This is a genomic window from Hymenobacter sp. 5317J-9, from assembly GCF_022921075.1.
Taxonomy (GTDB): domain Bacteria; phylum Bacteroidota; class Bacteroidia; order Cytophagales; family Hymenobacteraceae; genus Hymenobacter.
Genome location: NZ_CP095050.1, coordinates 2,881,952 through 2,903,053, shown reverse-complemented (window position 1 = coordinate 2,903,053; position 21,102 = coordinate 2,881,952). Strand labels below are relative to the sequence as shown.

18 protein-coding genes are annotated in these 21,102 nt (G+C 60.3%); 16 read left to right on the top strand and 2 right to left on the bottom strand.

The features are described from left to right. Positions 1 to 16: 16 nt before the first annotated feature. The 7 genes from MUN81_RS12285 to trmB all read left to right on the top strand — a co-directional run bounded on the left by MUN81_RS12285 (position 17) and on the right by trmB (position 7,323). The gene (locus MUN81_RS12285; RefSeq protein ID WP_245110768.1) at positions 17 to 1,789 is read left to right on the top strand and encodes a TonB-dependent receptor; all 1,773 of its coding nucleotides are present in this window, start codon (positions 17 to 19) and stop codon (positions 1,787 to 1,789) included. A gap of 103 nt (positions 1,790 to 1,892) precedes the next feature. After that, entirely contained in the window at positions 1,893 to 3,089 is a 1,197-nt protein-coding gene (locus MUN81_RS12280; RefSeq protein WP_245110766.1) for an SPOR domain-containing protein, read from the top strand. Positions 3,090 to 3,097: 8 nt separating this feature from the next. Beyond that, positions 3,098 to 3,784, top strand: coding sequence for a MotA/TolQ/ExbB proton channel family protein (locus tag MUN81_RS12275; RefSeq protein ID WP_245110764.1), 687 nt, complete (start codon positions 3,098 to 3,100; stop codon positions 3,782 to 3,784). Between the two features lie 88 nt (positions 3,785 to 3,872). Then, positions 3,873 to 4,292, top strand: a complete 420-nt coding sequence (locus MUN81_RS12270; RefSeq protein WP_245110762.1) for a biopolymer transporter ExbD — start codon at positions 3,873 to 3,875, stop codon at positions 4,290 to 4,292. A gap of 32 nt (positions 4,293 to 4,324) precedes the next feature. Further along, a complete protein-coding gene (locus tag MUN81_RS12265) occupies positions 4,325 to 5,203 on the top strand; it encodes a hypothetical protein (protein ID WP_245110760.1) in 879 nt (292 codons plus the stop codon). A gap of 118 nt (positions 5,204 to 5,321) precedes the next feature. Continuing rightward, positions 5,322 to 6,632, top strand: coding sequence for a folylpolyglutamate synthase/dihydrofolate synthase family protein (locus MUN81_RS12260; RefSeq protein ID WP_245110759.1), 1,311 nt, complete (start codon positions 5,322 to 5,324; stop codon positions 6,630 to 6,632). 25 nt (positions 6,633 to 6,657) lie between these two features. Beyond that, the gene (trmB, locus tag MUN81_RS12255; RefSeq protein WP_245110758.1) at positions 6,658 to 7,323 is read left to right on the top strand and encodes a tRNA (guanosine(46)-N7)-methyltransferase TrmB; all 666 of its coding nucleotides are present in this window, start codon (positions 6,658 to 6,660) and stop codon (positions 7,321 to 7,323) included. On the opposite strand, the gene MUN81_RS12250 is transcribed toward trmB, so the two are convergent. Next, complete coding sequence (locus MUN81_RS12250; protein WP_245110757.1) at positions 7,320 to 7,916, bottom strand: hypothetical protein; 597 nt, start codon at positions 7,914 to 7,916, stop codon at positions 7,320 to 7,322. The two genes, trmB and MUN81_RS12250, sit on opposite strands and share 4 nt — an antisense overlap. Before the next feature lie 137 nt (positions 7,917 to 8,053). Between MUN81_RS12250 and rpe the strand changes: the two genes are divergently transcribed. From rpe to hisIE, 9 genes are all read left to right on the top strand, one after another. After that, positions 8,054 to 8,773 carry a ribulose-phosphate 3-epimerase gene (gene rpe, locus MUN81_RS12245; RefSeq protein ID WP_245110755.1) on the top strand — a complete coding sequence of 240 codons (720 nt, stop codon included), beginning with the start codon at positions 8,054 to 8,056 and terminating at the stop codon, positions 8,771 to 8,773. 59 nt (positions 8,774 to 8,832) lie between these two features. Continuing rightward, positions 8,833 to 11,388, top strand: a complete 2,556-nt coding sequence (locus MUN81_RS12240) for a TonB-dependent receptor plug domain-containing protein (RefSeq protein ID WP_245110754.1) — start codon at positions 8,833 to 8,835, stop codon at positions 11,386 to 11,388. A 407-nt stretch (positions 11,389 to 11,795) separates the two neighbouring features. After that, entirely contained in the window at positions 11,796 to 12,647 is an 852-nt protein-coding gene (gene hisG / locus MUN81_RS12235; protein ID WP_245110752.1) for an ATP phosphoribosyltransferase, read from the top strand. 5 nt (positions 12,648 to 12,652) lie between these two features. Next, positions 12,653 to 15,049: a histidinol dehydrogenase gene (gene hisD, locus MUN81_RS22815; protein WP_348533135.1), complete on the top strand. Its 2,397-nt coding sequence runs from the start codon at positions 12,653 to 12,655 to the stop codon at positions 15,047 to 15,049. A gap of 45 nt (positions 15,050 to 15,094) precedes the next feature. Continuing rightward, positions 15,095 to 16,195 (top strand): bifunctional histidinol-phosphatase/imidazoleglycerol-phosphate dehydratase HisB, encoded by a 1,101-nt coding sequence (gene hisB, locus MUN81_RS12220; RefSeq protein ID WP_245110750.1) that lies wholly within the window; start codon positions 15,095 to 15,097, stop codon positions 16,193 to 16,195. Between the two features lie 57 nt (positions 16,196 to 16,252). Next, positions 16,253 to 16,840, top strand: a complete 588-nt coding sequence (gene hisH / locus MUN81_RS12215) for an imidazole glycerol phosphate synthase subunit HisH (RefSeq protein WP_245110748.1) — start codon at positions 16,253 to 16,255, stop codon at positions 16,838 to 16,840. A gap of 23 nt (positions 16,841 to 16,863) precedes the next feature. After that, positions 16,864 to 17,580, top strand: a complete 717-nt coding sequence (locus tag MUN81_RS12210) for a 1-(5-phosphoribosyl)-5-[(5-phosphoribosylamino)methylideneamino] imidazole-4-carboxamide isomerase (RefSeq protein WP_245110746.1) — start codon at positions 16,864 to 16,866, stop codon at positions 17,578 to 17,580. Between the two features lie 44 nt (positions 17,581 to 17,624). Then, complete coding sequence (hisF, locus tag MUN81_RS12205) at positions 17,625 to 18,380, top strand: imidazole glycerol phosphate synthase subunit HisF (protein ID WP_245110745.1); 756 nt, start codon at positions 17,625 to 17,627, stop codon at positions 18,378 to 18,380. Between the two features lie 60 nt (positions 18,381 to 18,440). After that, entirely contained in the window at positions 18,441 to 19,109 is a 669-nt protein-coding gene (gene hisIE, locus MUN81_RS12200) for a bifunctional phosphoribosyl-AMP cyclohydrolase/phosphoribosyl-ATP diphosphatase HisIE (RefSeq protein WP_245110743.1), read from the top strand. A gap of 72 nt (positions 19,110 to 19,181) precedes the next feature. Here hisIE and MUN81_RS12195 read toward each other — a convergent pair whose 3' ends face one another. Then, positions 19,182 to 20,177 carry a hypothetical protein gene (locus MUN81_RS12195; RefSeq protein WP_245110741.1) on the bottom strand — a complete coding sequence of 332 codons (996 nt, stop codon included), beginning with the start codon at positions 20,175 to 20,177 and terminating at the stop codon, positions 19,182 to 19,184. Positions 20,178 to 21,102 lie beyond the last annotated feature (925 nt).

Here is a 21,102-nt window from a genome sequence, read left to right as displayed (position 1 = left end):
ATTGCTGATGAAGCGTTTGTCAACTAAAAATACGTCGTCGAAAGCGCGCCGGGGCGCAGGCTTGGCCCTGGCCGTCGTGCTGGTGGGGGCTGCGGCGCCGGCCGCCATGGCCCAGCCCACCAAGGGCAAAACCACGGGCAAGATTGAAGAGGCCGAAATTGAAATCGTGAAGGAGCGGGTGAACCAGCTGCCCGAGGCCACGCGCAACTTCTCCAAAATCGCGCTGCCGGCGCCGCCCCAGACCGAGCGCAAAGTCACCTACACCTTTCCCGACTTTCGCCTGCCGGCGGACCGCCTGAATCCTTCGGTGAAGGTGCTGACCATTCGGGCCGAGGAGCCCACGCCGCTCACCGGCAACCTGGTGAAAGTGGGCATCGGCAACTACGGCACGTTCTACGGCCGCGGCTATTTCCACAGCACCCGCAACACCGACCACGCCTACGGCCTCGACATCAAGCACGTCAACTCCCTGAACGGCCCCGTGGACGGGAAAAACTCCAGCGTGGCCGAAACCAGCGCGCACCTCATGGGCGAGCTGTACCGCGGCACTGCCGCCTTCGGCGCCAACCTGGACCTGGGCCGCGAACGCTACAACTTCTACGGTTACGACAAGGCCGCCAACGGTACGCCCGTGGCCACCCCCGAAGCCGGCGACATCAAGCAGGTGTTCAACCGCTTTGCCGTGAAAGGCTACGCCCACAACCGCGACCCCGAGCAGGTGCTGCAGTACGACGCCAGCCTGGGCTACCGCTACTGGAGCGACATTTTTTCGGCCAATGAAAACGACGTGCGCCTGAACGCCAAGCTGGGCTACGCCCTCGGCGAGTCGAGCCGCATCACGCTGAACGGCGAAGCCTCCTTCATCGCTGAAAAAGACCTGGCCCCGGCCAAGCCCAATGTGGCCGCCGAGCAGGTTACCCGCACGCGCACTTTCGTGCAGGCCACGCCGGCCTACGAGTTCATGCGCAACAACATTGCCTTCTCGGTGGGTGCCACGCTGGGCTACTCATCCGACACGGCCACCAGCGTGAGCAAGGCGGTGATTTACCCGGCCGTACGGCTGGGCTACACCATCGAGCCCGAGAAGTTTATGGTGTATGCGGGCCTGGGCGGTTCGCTGCAGCGCGTGACCCGCTACGACCTGACCACCGAAAACCCTTGGCTGAACCGCGGCCTGAACGTGGCCGACACCCATCGCGGGCCCACCATCTACGCTGGTTTTACCTCCACGCCGGCCCGGGGGCTGGAGTTCAACGCCCGCGCCACCTACGCCCGCGACCGCAACTTGTATTTTTACCTCAACAACCCCGTTGACCCCAGCCGCTTCGACCTCGTGTACGACCAGAACGCCACCGGCGTGCTCAACCTGCACGGCGAGCTGCTCTACAACGCCGCCGAAAAATTCCGCCTCGGCACCCGGATGGATTACAACAAATACGCCCTCAAAAACCTACCCCAGCCGTTTCACCGGCCCGAGTACCAGGCCTCGGTTTTTGGCACCTACAACGTGTTTGAGAAGCTGATGATAGGCGTCGAGGGTTACTTCTTTTCCGCCAGCTACGGCATCAGCTACCGCCCGGCTACCGTGGCGGGTGCCGCCCGCGTGCCCGATTTTTACCGGGCCACCGACCCCATTATCGACCTAAACCTGCGCGCCGATTACCGCATTACGCCAAAAATATCCATCTTTGTAATGGGTAATAACCTCGCAAACCGCCAATACCAGCGCTTTTACGCCTATCCGGTAAAGGGCATCAACGTCATTGGCGGCGCGGGCTACACTTTCTGAGTTGGCAGACTCGACCCTAAAGCTGACAGGTGTCTTGCGGTTAACGCAATGAGCTGTAAGGTGCTGGTGTGCGACTGTTAACCCATAACTTCCATTCAATACAATGCATTTAGCCGACCACATCCGTCCTTTGCTCCGCGACCACGACTGCGTGATTATTCCGGATTTTGGAGGATTGGTGGCCGATGCTTCGCCGGCCCGGGTCCAGCCCGGCCGCCAGGCCCTGGGCCCGCCCACCAAGCTGGTGGCCTTCAACCAGGCCTTGACCCGCAACGACGGCTTGCTCGTCGATGCCCTGAGCCAGCACCTCGGTATGAGCATAGCGCAAGCGCGCGAAACCGTGCGCGCCGCCGTAGCTGGCCTCAAGCAGGAACTGGACGAGACCAACCGCACCGAGCTGCCGGGCATCGGCATTTTCCGCCGGGCCGCTGGCCGCGGCCTCGCTTTCGAATACACGGGCTCAGATAACCTATTGGCCTCGGCCTACGGGCTGCCCGAGCTGGTGGCGCGCCCGGTGCGTGCCAACGATGCCCGCAGCAAGCGCCCGCAACCGGCCCTGCGCGGGGCCTCCAAGCGGCGCACGCGCACGGCGCGGCTGCTGCCGGCCAGCATCATTGCCTTGGCGGCGGGGCTGCTTTTCCTAGCCAACTATCAGTTCCTGGTGAACCGGAACATGGTTTCGGCCAAGTGGCAGAACCAATTGCCCAAGCTGGAATGGGCGCAGCAGCGCGCGACGGGTAGCGCGTCCTTGGCCGAGACCCAGCAGGCCACGCTGGGCCAGCGCACCTTCGCCAGCTCCGAGCCGTCCACGGAGGGGCTCACGCCCCTGAATGCCCCCGAAACTGCTGCAGTTATCGCGGCTGAGGCGCCGCCCATAACGACGCTGCCCGCCACAGCAATCAAGACTTCTTCCCCCGAAACGGCGGTGGTTGTTCCGGTTGCCGAGCCTGCCACGCCCGCTAAACCCGTGGCGATGCCCGCAGTGGAAACGGCCAAGCCAACCACCGCGCCCGCGGCACCCAAGGCCAAAGCGCCGGCGGACGTCAAATCCGTGACAATTAAAAACCGGACGGGCCGTTATTACGTCATCGCCGGTGCCTACGGTAGCTTGGCCAATGCCGAGAAGGGGCGCAAAACCCTGGCCCGCAACGGACACAATGCCCGCATCATTTTGCCGCCCTTTGGCAGTCGCCTGTTCCGGCTCACGGCCGGCGACTACGCCGACCTTGCTTCGGCCCAGCGCGAAGCCCAGCGCCTGCGCGTGAGCACGCACTGCGATTACAATACGTTGAAATTTTAATCCCCTTCATGTCCGCATTCTTCCTGCAAGTGGTTCCCACCGCTGCCGATACTGTTAATACTGCTGCGCCCATTGCCAGCACCAGCGTCCCGGTTATCGACCTGCTGCTGCGCGGCGGCTGGATTATGGTTCCGTTGGTGGCGCTTTCCATTCTCTCGGTTTACATCATCATCGAGCGCTACTTCACCATCCGCCGCGCCGCCGGCGACCCCGACACGTTCATGAATGGCATTCGCTCGCTCATGGTGAAGGGCGACCTGGCCGGCGCCAAGCTGCTGTGCGCTCAGACCGCCTCGCCGCTGGCTCGCATGGTCGAAAAGGGCCTGCGCCGCATCGGCCTGCCGCTGAAGGAAATTGAAACCAGCGTGGAAAACGTGGGCAAGATTGAGATTGCGCGCCTCGAAAAGAACATCAGCATCCTGGGCATCATCGCCGGCATTGCGCCCATGATTGGCTTCGTGGGCACCATCATCGGGGTAATCAAGATTTTCTACTCCATTGCCGCCACCAAAGAGTTTGGCATCCCGCAGGTAGCCGACGGCTTGTATGTGAAGCTGGTGACGTCGGCCACGGGCCTCATCGTCGGCATCATTGCCCACGTGGGCTACCATTGGCTGAGCATTCTGGTGGAGCGCATGGTGTTCCGCATGGAGAACTCGGCCATCGAATTCATGGACATTCTCCAGGATAATTAATTGATTTGCTAGTTGTTTAATGTGCTGATGTGCTGCGATTCCTGCAGCCTTCAGCACATTTGCACATCAGCCTATTTATGCATCAGCGATGAACCTTTCCCGCCGCCACCGCCTCACTTCGCACGTCGAAACCGGGGCCATGAACGACATCATGTTTTTCCTGATGTTGTTTTTTCTGATTGCCTCCACGCTGGTAAATCCCAACGTTATCAAGCTGCTGCTGCCTAATGCGAAATCGAGTAAGCAGGTGATGAAGCAGCCCATCACCATTTCGGTGGATGCGGCCGGCGTGTATTACGTGAACAAAAAGCCGGTGAACCCCACGGCCGTTGAGTCGGAGCTGGTGGCCTTGGTGGGCACTGCACCCACCCAGGAGCAGCCGACGGTGGTGCTCCGCGTTGATAATTCGTTGAACGTTCAGAAGCTGGTTGACATTCTGGAGATTGGCAACCGCCTGAAGCTGAAAATGGTAATGGCCACCCAGGCCCAGCAGGCGGCCGCTAAATAGGCCGTTTTTTGACTGATTAGCGTATCAATCCCATGGCTATTGATTATCAAGAACCGCACCGCCGCGAAGGGCTGATTGGCACCCTGGTGGTGCACGGGGTGCTGTTGCTGCTGTTCATATTCATGGTGTTTCAGGGGCCCAACCCGCCGCTGCAGCCCCTGGGCGGCGGCGATGGCGTGGAACTGAACTACGGCCTCGACCCCGCCGGTTCCGGCGACGTGCAAACCATGGCCACGGCCAACAACTCGCCCAACCGCGAAGACAGCCGCCCGCCCCAGGCCAGCCCCGACCCGCAGCCCCGGCCCGCGGTCGCGGCCACACCCGACCCCACGCCGCCTTCGCAGGAAAAAATCATCACCAGCGAGGCTGAGGAAAGCCCGGTTTCGGAAGCCCCCGTGGAGAAGCCCGCACCGCCCAAGGAAGAAGTGAAAGTGGCCCCCAAGCCCAAGCGGCAGGTGGCCGTCACGTTTTCGCCCAAAGGCAGCGCCACCGGCGACGGCAATGGCGTGAACGGCAGCAGCAACACGCCCACCGGTAACAACAACGGTGACCGCCCCGGCACCGTGGGCGACCAGGGCGACCCCAACGGCTCGCTCGACGCCAAGGCGCTATACGGAGCCCCGGGCCGCGGCGGCAGCGGCAGCAGCCCCGGTAGCGGCGGCCTGGAAATGAGCGGCTGGGCCTTCGACAGCACGCCCCGCCCCGAATCGGTGGACGATAACCCGGGCATGATTCGCTTTAAAATTAAGATTTCGGAGGACGGCGACGTTGAAAGCGTGACCAAAGTGTCGGGCAACGTTTCGCCGACGCAAGAGCGACTGGTGCGCGATGCGCTGCTGAACGCTACGTTCCGCCGCACCAATTCCGGCTCGGGCGGTGCCACCGGCTTCATCACTTACCGGTTTAAGTAAGAGAAGCGGTTGTAATCAGATTTCACAGACGTGAAAGCCCCGTTTCCAGCCCGGTGACGGGGCTTTTTGTTGACGAGCTGTGAATGCCTCGTAATTTTAGGGCCTTCCAGGCGCAACCATGACGTATTCTGAAACGCTGACTTACCTCTACGAGCGGCTGCCCATGTTCCAGCGGGTAGGGGCTGCCGGCATCAAAAAGGGGCTGGGCAACACGCTGGCTATGGCGGAAGCATTGGGCAACCCGGAGCGAAAATTCCGGAGCGTGCACGTGGCCGGCACCAACGGCAAGGGGAGTAGCTCGCACCTGCTGGCCGCGGTGTTGCAGGCGGCCGGCTATAAGGTCGGCTTGTACACTTCGCCCCACTTGCGCGAGTTCACGGAACGCATTCGGGTGAATGGAAAGGAACTGGACCCGGATTACTTGGTGCAGTGGGTGGCGAAATGGCGGCCGTTGTTTGACCAGGTGCAGCCGTCGTTTTTTGAGATGTGCGTGGCGCTGGCCTTTGCCTACTTCGCCGAGCTGCGCGTCGACATCGCCATCATTGAAGTCGGCCTGGGCGGACGCTTGGATTCGACGAACATTATCACGCCGCTGGTTTCGCTGATTACCAACATCAGTTTCGACCACCAGGCATTGTTAGGCAACACCCTGCCGGAAATTGCGGCCGAAAAAGCGGGCATCATCAAGCAGGGCGTGCCCGTGGTCATCAGCCAGACGCAGCCCGAGGTAGCGGCGGTGTTTAAGCGCACGGCCGCAGCCCACCTTGCGCACCTGGTGGTGGCCGACCAGATTTACCAGGCCACTTTTGCCGGTGAAACCTCTCCCGAAACCGGCCTGCGCCCCCTCCACGTGACGCAGCACGGGCGCCCCTACCTGCCCAATGCCGAGCTGGGCCTGCCCGGCGACTACCAGCAATACAACGTGCCCGGCGTGTTGGCCACGCTCGACGAGCTGCGGGCCCTGGGCTTTCGCATCACCGAAGCCGCCGTGCGCACCGGCCTGCGCCAGGTAACGCAGCTCACCGGCCTGCGCGGCCGCTGGAGCATCATTGGCCACCGCCCGCTGGTGGTGTGCGACACGGGCCACAATACGGCTGGTTTGCGCATGGTAATGGCCCAGCTGCAGCGTGTGCCGCACCGGGCGCTGCACCTCGTCATTGGCACCGTAAACGACAAGGACGTGGCCGGCATGCTGGCTCTGCTACCGCCGGAGGCCACCTACTACTTTTGTGCCGCCAGCATTCCGCGGGCGCTCCCGGCGGCCGAGCTGCAGCAGCAAGCCGCGGCGCTGGGCCTGAAGGGCGAGGCTTATGAATCGGTGCGGGCGGCCGTGGCCGTGGCCCGCCAGGCCGCCAGGCCCGACGACGTGGTGTTCATCGGCGGAAGCACGTTTGTGGTGGGGGAAGTGGATGAGCTTTACGCCGACTGATTTTTAACTACTTAATTCTTACGATTTGCCTCGCGTTAAACTGCAGCGTTTCAACGACAACGCCACCCGTCCAGACATCATTGAGCCGGGCAAGCCGGAATACGAGCAGCTGGGCGGCCGCTGGCGCACCGATTTCTTTGCGGCGCCGCACCCACTCACGCTGGAAGTAGGCTGTGGCAAAGGCGAATACACCGTGGGCCTGGCGCAACGCTACCCCGAGCGCAATTTTCTGGGCCTTGATATCAAAGGGGAACGCATCTGGCGGGGCAGCACCCGCGCCGCCGAAATGGGCCTGACCAACGTGGGCTTTGTGCGCATGCGGGCCGAAGCGCTGGCTGCCCAGTTTGGCGCCGGCGAGCTGGCCGAAATCTGGATTACGTTTCCGGACCCGCGGCCGCGTGACCGCGACATCAAGCGCCGCCTCACCTCGCCGCGCTTCCTCGACCTCTACCAGCAACTGTTGGCGCCCAACGGCTTGCTGCACCTAAAAACCGACAATGAGGGCCTGTTTGAATACACGCTAGAAACCCTGGCGGCCCGGCCGGGCGCGCAGGTTGAGCGCTTCACCCGCGACCTGTATGCCGAGACGGGGGCAGAGTTCACCGAAGCCCAGGCCATCCAAACCAATTTTGAGGGCAAGTACCGGGCCGTGGGCGTGCCCATCAAGTACGTGCAGTTCCGGCTGAGCTAGTCCTGCTCCAGCGCCTCAAACACGGCTTCCAATTGGTCGAAGTCGCGCAGGCCGGGCTTCACTTCATCGCCCGACGGGAAGCTGAGGCCAGCCAGCGGGAGGTGCGTGGCCAGGTCGTGGGCAAGGGTCGGGTTGAGGCCCGGACCCAGCCACAAGGGCCGTTGCTGCGCGATTTCGCGTAGGGTAGAAGTATCTAGCGTTTGGCCTGCTGCTTCCAGCTCAATCACCCAACCAATAGGCGCAGCGGAGAAATCAGTGGCCTGCCCGGTGGCGCCGGCGGGCAGCTCCACGTACACGGGCGGGGCAATTTCGGCCAGCTCGGCTTCGATGCGCGGGCGGCGGAGCAGTACGGCGTCGAGGGCGCAGTCGGCGGCCACAGCATTGATTTCGGCCGCGCTCAGCTGGTCAAATTCTCCTATCAGCTCCACGCCAGCCACCCAGCCGGCCAGTTCTTTCACGGCGCGGGTGTCGAGCGCGCCGGGCAGTGAGGGGTCGAGCACGAAGGTGAGCTTGTCGGCGCCCATGCCGGCGCAATATCGCGCGTCGGACAGGTTGTTGATGCCGCGAATGAGGAGGGGAACGAGGTGAGCCAAGGGAAACAGCGGTGGTGGCCCGGCGCCCAAAGGCAGCCGGGCCGGGTGAGGTCAAACGGATTGCAGGCCGCAAAAGTAGGGGCCGCCCGGCGCCCCGCCTTGTCAGGGGAGCGCCGGGCGGCTGTATCTTCGCCACCATGAACTCTTCCCGCCGAGCCCCGTTGCTGGCTCCGTCCTTTCTGGCTGCCGATTTGGCCAACCTGCAAGCCGAAACCGAGCGGCTGGCGTCCAGCGCCGCCGACTGGCTGCACTTCGATGTGATGGACGGCCGTTTTGTGCCCAACATCTCTTTTGGTTTGCCGGTGCTGCAGGCCGTGGCCCGCTACGCCAAGCAGCCCATCGACGTGCATTTGATGATAGAAGAGCCCCAGCACTACCTGGCTGCGTTTCGCGACGCCGGCGCGGCCGGCATCACGGTGCACTACGAGGCTTGCCCGCACCTGCACCGCGTGGTGCAGCAAATCAAGCAGCTGGGCTGCCGCGCCGGTGTGGCCCTGAACCCGCACACGCCCGTGGCGCTGCTGGAAGACATCGCCGCCGACCTCGACGTGGTGCTGGTGATGTCGGTGAACCCCGGCTTTGGCGGGCAGGCCTTCATTCCGAACACCCTGAAAAAGGTGGCCATGCTGAAGGAATTGCTGGTGGATTGCGGTTCGGAAGCCCTGATTGAAGTGGACGGCGGTGTGAATATCTCCAACGCCGGCCCGCTGGTGGAAGCCGGCGCCGATGTGCTGGTGGCCGGCAATTTTGTATTCAGCGCGCACGGCGGCCCGGTGGCGGCCCTGGCCAACCTGCGCGAGCATTTGAATGGCCTGGTGCTGGCGGATGAGGCCGAGGGCGGCCGCCGTAAACAATAGCGGGTGCTGCCGTGCGTTTCCCAGTCCATGCCCTCCGTTTCTACTCCCGCCGTTCATTCATGAGGAAATTTCGCCGCGCCTTGGTGGCCCGGGCTTCGGCTTGCGGGGTGATGTTGATAGTGGTGGCAAGCCCAATGGCCTCGGGGCAAACGCCGGCCGCTACGCCCGCGCCGGCGGCCACCTCCGTAACGCTGACCGGCACGCTGCGCGACGCCAGCGGCCAGCCGCTGGAGCTGGCGGCGGTGGGAGTGGAGGGCTTGCCGGGTGGCGCCAATACCACGCCCGAGGGCAATTTCACGCTGACGGTGCGCGTGCGCGAAGGCGGGCAGAATACCTTTTTGGTGGTGCGCCGGCTGGGCTATCTGCCCTTGCGCATCCCCTTGCGCCTGCCGGCCGACGCCGCCAAGCCCCTCACGCTGACCATGCGGCTCGACACCAAGGCCCTGAGCGCCGTGAAAGTGACCGCGCGCTCGGAGCAGGCCGATACCCGCGAACAGGTCAGTATCACGCACATCGACCCGCGGCAGGCCAAGGACTTGCCTTCGCCGTTTGGCGATTTTAACGCCATTCTGAAAACGCTGCCGGGTGTCGTTTCCAACAGCGAGCTGAGCAGCACCTATAGCGTGCGTGGGGGCAATTACGACGAAAACCTGGTGTACGTCAACGGCTTCGAGATTTACCGGCCGTTTCTGGTGACCTCGGCCCAGCAGGAGGGCTTGAGCTTCATCAACCCCGACCTAGTGAAACAGGTGGAGTTCAGCAGCGGCGGCTGGCAGCCCAAGTACGGCGACAAGCTGGCCTCGGTGCTGAGCGTGGACTACAAAACGCCGGAAAAATTTGCCGCCTCGCTCACCGCCAGCCTGGTGGGCGGCGCGGCCCACGCCGAGGCGCGCTCCGCCAACGGCCGCGTGAGCTATCTGGCGGGCGTGCGCTACAAAAACGCGCAGTACGTGCTGCGGTCGCTCAAGCAGTCGCAGGGCGGCTACAACCCCACGTTTTACGATGCGCAGGCACTGGTTACCATCGGCTTGGGCAAGAAAGACGACATGCAGCGCACCTCGCTGGGCCTGCTCGGGGTGGTGGCGCACAACGACTACCGCTTTTCGCCCGAAACCGGGGAGGCTACTTTTTCTACCGGTCCGAACCAGTTGACGCGGGTGTTCATCGCCTATGACGGCCGGGAGCGCATGCAGTTCGACACGTACCAGAGTGGGCTCAACCTGAAGCACGACTTCTCTTCGCGCCTGCAAATGGAGCTGTTGGGCTCGGCTTTGTTTTCGCGCGAGTCCGAGCTGCGGGACGTGGAGGCCGCCTACACCTTTGCCGCCATCAACCGCGACCCCAAGTCGCCGGAGTTCAACCAGGCCGTGCGGCAGCGCGACATCGGCTCGCAGTTCAAGCATTCCCGCAACTTCCTCGATGCCCAGATTTTTACGACTGAAACCCGAGGTCGCTGGAACGCGGCCCCCAATCACACGGTGCGCTGGGGCGCCAAAATCGGCCGCGAGAAAATCAGCGACACCCTGGACGAGTACAGCTTTGCCGACTCGGCCGACTACGTGCCCGACGCGCGCCGCCTCCGTCTGCGCTCCGACCTGAGCCTGCTCAGCACCCGCTCGCAGGGCTTCGTGCAGGACACCTGGAGCCTTGACACGCTGCGCACGCTCACTTATGGGGCCCGCGTGCATTACTGGACCACCAACGGCCAACTGGTGGTGAGCCCGCGGGTGCAGTACTCGCAAATCAGCCGCCTGCATCCCAATCGTTCCTTTAAGGCGGCCGTGGGCGTGTACTACCAGCCGCCATTTTACCGCGAGCTGCGCGACCAGACCACCATTGCCCAGGGCGTGCAGCAGGCTTACCTCAACCCCGAATTGCGGGCTCAGAAGTCGTACCACTTCATTGTGGGCAAGGAAATCACGTTTCAGCAGTTTGGGCGGCCGTTTAAGTTCACGGGCGAGGCGTACTACAAGTATCTAACCGACGTGGTGCCCTACGACATCGACAACGTGCGGCTGCGCTATTTTGCCAAAAACAGCGCCCGCGCCTACGCCGCCGGCTTCGACGCCCGCCTGAGCGGGGAGTTTGTGCGCGGCGCCGAGTCGTGGTTTAGCCTCGGCGTGCTCACCACGCGGGAGAACGTGGCCGGCGACTCGGCCAATGTGGTGGATGCCAACGGCAAGAAAATTGGCCGGGAGCCCAAAGGCTACATCCGCCGCCCCCAGGACCAGCGCCTAAACCTGGGCGTTTTTTTCCAGGACCATTTGCCCAACAATCCCTCCGTGCGCGGCTACGTGAACCTCGTGCTGGGCACGGGCCTGCCGTTCAGCCCGCCCAACCAGCCCGATTTGCGCGGCACCGATGCCCTGACCACCATTTACCGCCGCGTTGATTTGGGTTTCTCCAAAGTGGTGGGCCTGAAAAATAACAACGCTCCCAAGGCCCATTTCTACGATTTTGAAAGCCTGTGGCTGGGCCTGGAAATTCTGAACGTGTTTGCGGCCAACAACGTGGCCGGCTACAACTACCTGCAGGACGTGAACGGCGTAACTTACTCCGTGCCCAGCTACCTTTCGCAGCGCCTAGTGAACCTGCGCGTCGTGGCGCGCTTTTAATTGGCGCTCCGCGTAGGCTGTAATGCGTTGTCTACTTGGCAGCTTTTGAGCCCGAAGAGTGCGGAATTGTGAGCTAAGAGTTGCTAATGCTTGCCAGTTTGGCAAATAGCCTTACCTTTGCGCCCACAATGAATGCCACGAACGCCCCTTTCTTCATCTCTTCGCTCACCGCTGTGGCGGTTGGCGCAGCTGTAGGGGTACACGGCCATCACCACCATCTGTGGGGGGCCGGGCTGTGCGCCGGGTGCTAGGCTAGCACCGGCCGCCCGTGCCTCCGCCACCGCGCACCGGGGCGAGCCAGCACCGGGCTTTTTCTTCATTTTTCGGGAGGTTCTGCATCCAAACCGGTTGTGCCGGAGTAAGAACCACGACGTGCCCCTTGCCGGCACCGCCCGCCCCCTTCCTTCATGCTACGTTTAGCCATTCAAAAGTCCGGCCGCCTGAGCGAGGACTCCCTCGCGCTCATCCGTGAATGCGGCATCAGCTTCATCAGCAGCTCGTATAAACTCAAGACCGAAGCCACCAACTTCCCGCTCGAAATCCTGTTTTTGCGCGACGACGACATTCCCGGCTACGTGCAGGACGGCGTGGCCGACCTCGGCATCGTGGGCCAGAACGTGTTGGTCGAAGCCGGCTTTCCCGACCTCGAAGTTGAAACGCTGGGCTTCAGCAAGTGCCGCCTCAGCCTGGCCGTGCCCCGCGCCGATGCATACGCTTCTGTGGCCGCCCTGCAGGGCAAGAACATCGCCACCTCGTACCCCAACATCCTCGGCCGCTACCTGGCCGGGCAGGGGGTGCAGGCCAACCTGCACACCATCAGCGGCTCGGTGGAAATCGCGCCCAGCATCGGTCTGGCCGAGGCCATCTGCGACATTGTGAGCAGCGGCTCTACCTTGCTCGGCAACGGCCTGCGCGAAGTCGAAACCGTGTTTCGCTCCGAGGCCGTGCTCATCGCCCAGCCCAACCTCAGCCCGGAGCAAACGGAGTTGTTGGAGCAGCTGCGTTTCCGCATGCAGGCCGTGCGCCGCGCCAAGCGCAGCAAGTATATTTTGTTGAATGCGCCCCTCAGCGCGCTGGAGGAAGTTCGGCGCCTGCTGCCCGGCATTAAGTCGCCCACGGTCACGCCGCTTGCCGAGCCCGGTTGGGTGTCGGTGCAGTCGGTGGTGCAGGAAGACGAGTTCTGGCACATCACCAGCCAGCTGAAGTCCGTGGGCGCCGAAGGCATTCTGGTGCTGCCCATCGAAAAAATGATAGCCTAGCCGCCATGCAAGTCTATTCCTATCCCGACTCCGGCACCTGGGACGCGCTGCTGCAGCGCCCGGCCGCTGCCGAAGCGCCGCAGGTAGCCGAGCGCGTGCGCGCCATTTTTCAGAGCGTGCAAGCCGACGGCGACGCCGCGCTGCTGGCCCTGGCGTCCGAGCTTGATAAAGCCGAGCTGACGGACCTGCTGGTTTCGCCGGCTGAGTTTGCGGCCGCTGCCGCGCAGGTTCCGGCCGAGCTGCAGGCCGCCATTCGCCAGGCCAAGGCCAACATTGAAGCCTTTCACTCCGCTCAGCGTGAGCCGGAACTGCGCCTGGAAACCATGCCCGGCGTGAGCTGCTCGCGTCGCGCGGTGCCCGTGCAGCGGGTGGGGCTATATGTGCCGGGCGGCTCAGCTCCGCTGTTCAGCACCTTGCTCATGCTGGGCGTGCCGGCCCGGCTGGCCGGCTGCCCTGAAGTGGTGGTCTGCACCCCGCCCCAACCCGACGGCTCCATCAGCCCGGTTATTCTGTATGTCGCGCAGTTGCTTGGCATCAATACGGTAGTGAAAGCTGGCGGTGCCCAGGCCGTGGCCGCCATGGCGCTAGGCACTGCCTCGGTGCCCGCAGTCGATAAGATTTTCGGTCCGGGTAACCGGTATGTGACGGCCGCCAAACAGTTGGCCGCTGCCGAGTACGGCGTGGCCATCGACATGCCGGCCGGTCCCTCCGAGGTGTTAGTCATTGCCGACGCGAACGCCAATCCGGTGTTCGTCGCGGCCGACTTATTGTCGCAAGCTGAGCACGGGCCCGATTCGCAGGTGGTACTGCTCAGCAGCAGCGTCGAAATCATCGTGCGTGTGCAGGCCGAAGTAGAACGACAGCTGGCCACCTTACCCCGGCGCGACGTGGCGGCGCAGGCGCTGGAAAATAGCCGGGCCGTGCTGCTGCCCGACGACCAGGCCATGCTGGCTTTTTCCAACCGCTACGCACCCGAGCACCTCATTCTGGCTACCGACAACGCCGACGCGCTGGCCAGCCAGGTCACCAACGCCGGCTCGGTGTTTCTGGGCCATCTCACGCCCGAAGCGGTGGGAGACTATGCTTCGGGTACCAACCACACGTTGCCCACCAGCGGCTATGCCCGCCAATACAGTGGGGTGTCGCTCGATTCTTTTGTTAAGAAAATCACGTTCCAGCGGCTTTCGGCCCAAGGCTTAAAGGCCCTGGGGCCGGTGGTGGAAACCATGGCCGAAGCCGAAGGCCTGGCGGCCCACGCCCGCGCCGTTTCCCTGCGGCTGACTTCGATAGCCGCTGATGAAACCGGTGCCGTGCCCGCTTCCGCCAACCCTTACGCGGGCCTGATTCGGCCCAACGTCGAGCGGATGCAGCCCTATTCCTCGGCCCGCGATGAGTTTGAAGGCATGGCGCCCGTGATGCTGGATGCCAACGAAAACAGCCTGGGCTCGGTGGGCCCGGACAAATTTAACCGCTACCCCGACCCGCACCAGCGCGCCATCAAGGCCGACCTGGCCCACCTGAAAGGCGTACAGCCGGACAATATTTTCCTGGGCAACGGCTCCGACGAAGCCATCGACCTGCTGGTGCGCCTCACCTGCATGCCGGGGCAGGACGCCATTGTGGTGTGTCCGCCCACCTACGGCATGTACGAAGTCGCGGCCAACCTCAACGATGTGCGCGTGGAGCGCCTGCCGCTGACGCCCGACTTTCAGCTGCCGGAATCGTCCGTCGAAATGCTGGCCCGCTCGAAGGCGAAAATGGTGTTTCTGTGTTCGCCGAATAACCCCACCGGCAATCTGCTGCATCAGGATGCCTTGGAGCGCATTTTGCGGGCATTTCCCGGGTTGGTAATCGTCGATGAAGCCTATGCCGATTTTTCGTCGGCACCGAGCTGGACCACGCGCCTGGCCGAATTTCCGCGCCTGGTTGTGCTCCAGACGTTCTCCAAAGCCTGGGGCCTTGCCGGTTTGCGGTTGGGAGTGGCCTACGCCGCGCCGGCTTTAATTGCCTACCTAAACAAAATAAAGCCGCCCTACAACATCTCCGCTGCCACCCAGCAGCATGCACTGGCCGCGCTGGCCGCTGCGCCCCGGCTGGAGGCCATGCAGGCTGAGTTGCTGAAAGAGCGCGCTTATCTGGCCGAGCAGTTGCCAAGCCTGGCGCTGGTGGAACACGTTTTCCCGTCGGATGCCAATTTCCTGCTGGTTCGCTTCACCTCCGATGCCACGGCTATTTATGACCAGCTGCGTGCCCGCGGCATTGTGGTGCGCAACCGCACCACCCAGCCCGGTTGCTTCAACTGCCTACGCCTCACCGTGGGCACCGCCAGCGAAAACGCCCGACTTCTGCAAGCTCTCGCCGAAATACAGGCCGGACAACCGGCCACCCTGGCCGCGCACTAAGCCCCTTGCGCCCGCGCTTTCCTCCATATTGATATCCCAACCCCAGTGAAAAAGGCCCTGTTTATTGACCGAGACGGCACCATTCTGATTGAGCCGCAGCCCAGCCAGCAGGTCGACAGCCTCGAAAAATTTGCCTTCCTGCCTGGCTGCATCAGCGCCCTGGCGCGCATTGCCCGTGAGCTGCCCGAGTACGAGCTTGTGCTGGTGACCAACCAGGACGGTCTCGGCACCGACAGTTTTCCGGAGGACACGTTCTGGCCACCGCATCGGTTGATGCAGGAAATTCTGGCCGGTGAAGGCGTGCGTTTTGTTGCCGAGCACGTCGACCGCAGTTTTCCGCACGAAGGCCTGCCCACGCGCAAGCCCGGCACAGCGATGCTCACCCAGTACCTCGACCCAGCCAACGGCTATGACCTGGCCAATTCCTTCGTCATCGGCGACCGCATGACGGATGTAGAGCTGGCTGCCAACCTCGGAAGCCAGGCCATCTTGCTTTCCGAAACGCCGGACGTACGCGCCGCTCTCACCACCACCAGCTGGGAAACCATTTACCATTTCCTGCGCTACCCTGCCCGTGTCGCCGTCATCGAGCGTAATACCAATGAGACGCAGATTTCAGTTAAGCTGAATCTGGACGGCAGTGGCCAAACCAACATCAAAACCGGGCTGGGTTTCTTTGACCACATGCTCGAACAGCTGGGTCGGCATAGCGGTGTTGACTTATCCATAAGTGTAAACGGTGATTTGCATATCGACGAGCACCATACCGTGGAGGACACTGCCCTGGCGCTTGGCACAGCCTTTTCACAGGCTCTTGGCGATAAGCGCGGCCTCGCCCGCTATGGCTTCTTACTGCCCATGGATGAAGCGCTGGCCCAAGCCGCCATCGACTTTTCCGGCCGCCCGTGGCTGGTGTGGGAGGCCGAATTTCGCCGGGAACGGGTAGGGGACCTGCCCACGGAATTGTTCTTCCACTTCTTTAAGTCGTTTACTGACAACGCCCGTGCTACGCTTAACATCTCCTGCAAAGGCGACAACGAGCATCACAAGATTGAAGCCATTTTCAAAGCCGTAGCAAAGGCAATAAAAATGGCTTTGCAGCGCGATGAATCCGTAAGCATTCCGAGCACCAAAGGGATTTTATAGAATTTACACAAATGTGATTTGGGTAGATTATTGCCCAAATGGCGCTAGTCGTTGCTTATGGAAATAGCGGTAGTTGATTATAAAGGCGGCAACGTGCAGTCCGTATTGTTTGCCCTGGAGCGGTTGGGCGCGGTGCCCACGCTCACGTCCGACCCCGAGGTGCTGCGCAAAGCCGATAAGGTGCTATTTCCGGGCGAAGGGGAGGCCGCATCGGCCATGGCTGCATTGCGGGAGGCCGGCCTCGACCAAGTGTTGCCCACCTTGCGCCAACCTTTTCTGGGCATCTGCCTCGGCATGCAATTGCTGGGCCAGCACAGCGAAGAAAACGACACCGCCATGTTGGGCCTGTTGCCGTTCAACGTGCTCCGTTTCATTCCCGAGGGGCCGCACAAAGTGCCGCACATGGGCTGGAACAACCTGCAGGCGTTGCAAAGCCCCCTGTTTGCGGGGCTTACCGAGCAGGACCACGTCTACTTCGTGCACAGTTATTACGCACCGGTGGGCGCGTATACCATTGCACAATCCACACACCCCGCGCCTTTTAGCGCGGCCGTGCAGCACGCTAATTTCTACGGAGTGCAGTTCCACACCGAAAAAAGCGGCGCCGTAGGCACTCGCATTTTGTCCAACTTTCTGGAGCTTTAGCTTCATTGTACTCTCCGCATCCCTTGGAAATCATACCCGCTATTGATTTGTTGAACGGCCGCTGCGTGCGCCTCAGCGCCGGTGATTTTGCGCACCAAACCACATACGATGCCGACCCGGTGACCATGGCCCAGCGTTTTGCCGATGCCGGCTTGCGTCGCCTGCATTTGGTGGACCTCGACGGTGCCCGGGCGGGCCGTCCCATAAACCTGGCCGTGCTGGAAGCCATTGCCAATGCCACCAGCCTCGATATTGACGCTGGCGGGGGCATTCAGACCGAAGAGGCCTTGGCGCAGGTGCTGGAGGCCGGGGCTTCGCACGTAACCGCCGGCAGCCTGGCCGTGCGCGAGCCCGCCACGGTGAAAGCCTGGATAAGCAGCCACAGCGCCGAAACCATCTTCCTGGGGGCCGACTTTAAGGACCAGCACATCATGATAAATGCGTGGGCCGACAAGGCGACGCTTACGCTCTCCGAATTTATTGCCGATTACCTGCAGGCCGGTGGTCGCACCTTCATCTGCACCGATGTGAGCAAGGACGGCTTGTTGCAGGGACCTTCGCTGCACTGCTACCAGTCGCTGCTGCAGGAGTTCCCGCAGGCTCGCTTCATCGCCAGCGGCGGCGTCACCACGGTTGCGGATATAGAGCAGTTGGCCGAAGCCGGCATGCACGGGGCCATCATTGGCAAAGCGCTGTACGAGGGCACCATTGCCCTGGCCGATTTACGCCGTTTTTTATAACCATTAGGGGTGTCATTTTCGGCTAAACAACTTTTAACACGCTCATGATTAAGAAGCGCCTGATTCCTTGCCTTGACGTGCGCGATGGGCGCACCGTAAAAGGCATCCAATTCGAAGGGTTGCGCGATGCCGGCGACCCCGTGGCGTTGGCTGCTCGCTATGCCCGTGAAGGCGCCGACGAGTTGGTGTTTCTTGATATTACGGCCACCAACCAGCGGCGGCAGCCTCTGACTGAGCTCGTGCGGGAAGTGGCGCGGGTACTCGATATTCCCTTCACCGTGGGCGGCGGCATCAGCAGTGTGGCCGATGTGGAGGCCCTGCTGCTGAGCGGAGCTGACAAAGTTTCCATCAATTCGGCGGCGCTGGCCCGGCCGGTGTTCATTTCGGAGCTGGCGCGGCGGTTTGGCTCGCAGTGTGTGGTGGTGGCGGTAGATGCCCGGCTCGTCGACGAGCAGTGGCAGGTAATGACGCGTGCCGGCACCACGGCCACCGGATGGGAAGCAGTGAATTGGTGTCGGGAAGCCGCCAATCTGGGCGCCGGCGAGTTATTGCTCACCTCCATGAGCCACGATGGCACCAAAGCTGGGTTTGCCCTGGACATTACCCGTGCCGTGAGCAATGCCGTGCCTGTGCCCGTCATTGCTTCCGGCGGAGCCGGCCAGGCCAGCGACTTTACCGCGGTATTCCAAAGCGGTGGGGCCGATGCAGCCTTGGCCGCCAGCATCTTTCACTTCAACGAAACTTCGCTGCCTTCGCTGAAAAGCTATTTGCACCAAGCGGGCATTCCTGTGCGGCTGTAACCGACGCTTGTTTGTAATACTGCCAAGTTGCCTTTTCTTTAATTGCACAAATCCGTAACCATGGACATTTCCCAGCCAACGCCCACCACTTTGCGTTTTGACCCGGTTACGGGACTGGCTCCGGCCGTGATTCAGGATGCCGACACCGGGCAGGTGTTGATGTTGGGCTACGTGAATGAAGAAGCGTGGGCGCGCACGCAGGCCGAAGGGCGGGTAACCTTCTTTTCCCGCTCCAAAAACCGGTTGTGGACGAAAGGGGAGACGAGCGGTAATTTCCTCGCCGTTATCAGTACCCATATCGATTGCGACGCCGATACTGTATTGATACGGGTGATACCGGCCGGTCCGACCTGCCACCGCGGCACCACCAGCTGCTTCGAACAGCCACAGCAGTTACACGCCCCTGTAGCCAACATCGGCTTTTTAGCGGAGCTTGAGCGGTTGGTGAGCGAGCGGAAGCAGTTTCCGGAGCGCACACCGGACTCGTATACCGTGCAGCTTTTCCAAAAAGGAATTGCCAAAATCGCCCAGAAAGTAGGAGAGGAGGCGGTAGAAACCGTTATCGACGCGGTGGGAGGCCAGCACGAAACGCTAAAAGGCGAAGTTGCCGACTTGTTGTATCACTTGGTTGTCCTGTTGGTGGCCACCGGCGTTTCGTTCAATGAAGTGCTGGCCGTGCTCCAAGAACGTCACCGTACGCCCAGCACTCGCCATTTGACTGGCCGTTAAGGAGCAGTAATTAACCTAAAATAACCAAACCGCCCGCCAGACCATTCCTTTGTGGCCCGGCAGGCGGTTCGGTTATTTATTACGCAACTGGCGGCGAATTTTTTCAAGCAGTGCGATGGCAATGGTAACGTCTTCTTCCTCTACTATTGACAGGAGACTATTTACGCCAGGACCACTTATTTGCAACTGATACTCGGTAGTGTTGGCTGCGGGCATTTTGGTGAATACTGATGCTTTAGAGGTTTCGGTATGCGATATTGCTTCTTCGTCAACCGCTGCTGAGGTTTGTGACGAATAGTTTGGCGCTACTGAAGTTACCGGGCCGTTTTCCGGTATTGCTGGCAATAGACCAAATAAGCTGGCAATGGCGTCTTGCTGAGATGAAGCCGGTTCGGAAGCCCTAAAGGTCACTGAGGGCTCAGATGGGTTTGTTTGTTGAAACGGCAGAGTCAACGAAGCTGTCTCTTCGTTTGCACGATTTGAATTTTTGTTGTCTGGTTGCGGCTCGTCTTCATTTGGGTCACTCGGACGAAAGGAGTTCTGTGTTGGTGCAGGATTCGCTAAGGTGCGTCGTGGCGGCTGTTGCGCAGCCAGCGCGTCGATGTCAGCCACCATATTATGTTCATCCAGCAACCCCACCATGCGGCAGCCCTCCACGAAGGCTTTGGCAACCCCTTGCGCATTGATTTCTTCGACCCCGAATTCACGAATCAGCATCACGTCCAGCATTTGTACAGGAAGCTCCCGCGAACGGAACTTGCGGCACAGCTGGGTAAATAGCGGTGGAGTCAGGAAAGCTTCTCGGTGGAAGAGAAGTTCTTCTTTCTTATCGTAAGCATGTTTGATGCGCTTGAATAGCGTAGTTGTGCTTAGCAACTCCCGCTTACTGGTCATAAGTCCAAATTTGACCGCAGACCCAATGATGGCCTTGAACGAGCCGCTCACCTTACGGTTCAGTTTTTTTGCAGCAGTCTCGATGGCACATTTGCCTCCCGTATCATCAACAACTTCTGCTAGTTCCCATGCGCCGGCGTAGGATGTTCTTGGGTAGTCTATAAGTTTTGGCATTCGGTATTATTTATAAAGCAGGGTTTTTAAGAACAGTACTAAGTGTTTACAAAAAAAGATTCAAAGTATAAAAAAGTTTAAACAGATTTAATTTTTTGTACTTTTATGTGCCTTGACTTTGGTCTGGTTAACCATATTTGCAAAAATAACAGGAAGCGTGGGGGAGGAGTAATTAGTGTTAGTGCTATACAGTAAAAGTAGTAGCTTATGTTGTACTTTCATTAGAAAAACTGAAAACATATATAATCTTTTATACTTCGCCTAATTTTGAAACTAAGAGTCGAAAGTTTCTGAGATGAAATCTAGTTCACTTGTATTCTTTTTATACATGAAGTTTAATACTACACTAGTAGACTCTCAATGTAGTATAATAAAGTACATATTGCTAAATATTTTTAAACTTTTTTTTACTAAACCAACGTGTTTGATTCCATTTTTGGCGATTATATTAGAAGCATCATAGGATAGGAGCTGTTACGGCAAACGCAGTTGCCCTAATATGATAGACAAAGACATCTCCGCCACTCAAGAAATTATACCTAATGGCAAGGACTAAAACTCAAAGGTGAGCAGCTTGAATGTGCGGACGTTCAATCCAAGACATTTGACACGACAAACATTAGTCATAATTAAAACCAAAGTCAGTATCTAATAAGCATTCGGACTGAGCATCATAACCCAAGCAAAGTCGACCGTTGACCTAAATAAGTGTTAAATCTGTCTGCTCTAAATCCAGATGCCCAAATAAGACCCACGAGAATTACTGCCTACAACAATAGCTGTGACTACAACAATAGTTGGCGAATGACCGACAATATTATAATTCAGCAACAACTCAAAACAGGGGCTTCAATAGAAGCTTTCTGGCCATGGAATATAGCTACTAACCTCATCTAGATTGAAACCATATTATGTCTTATAATTT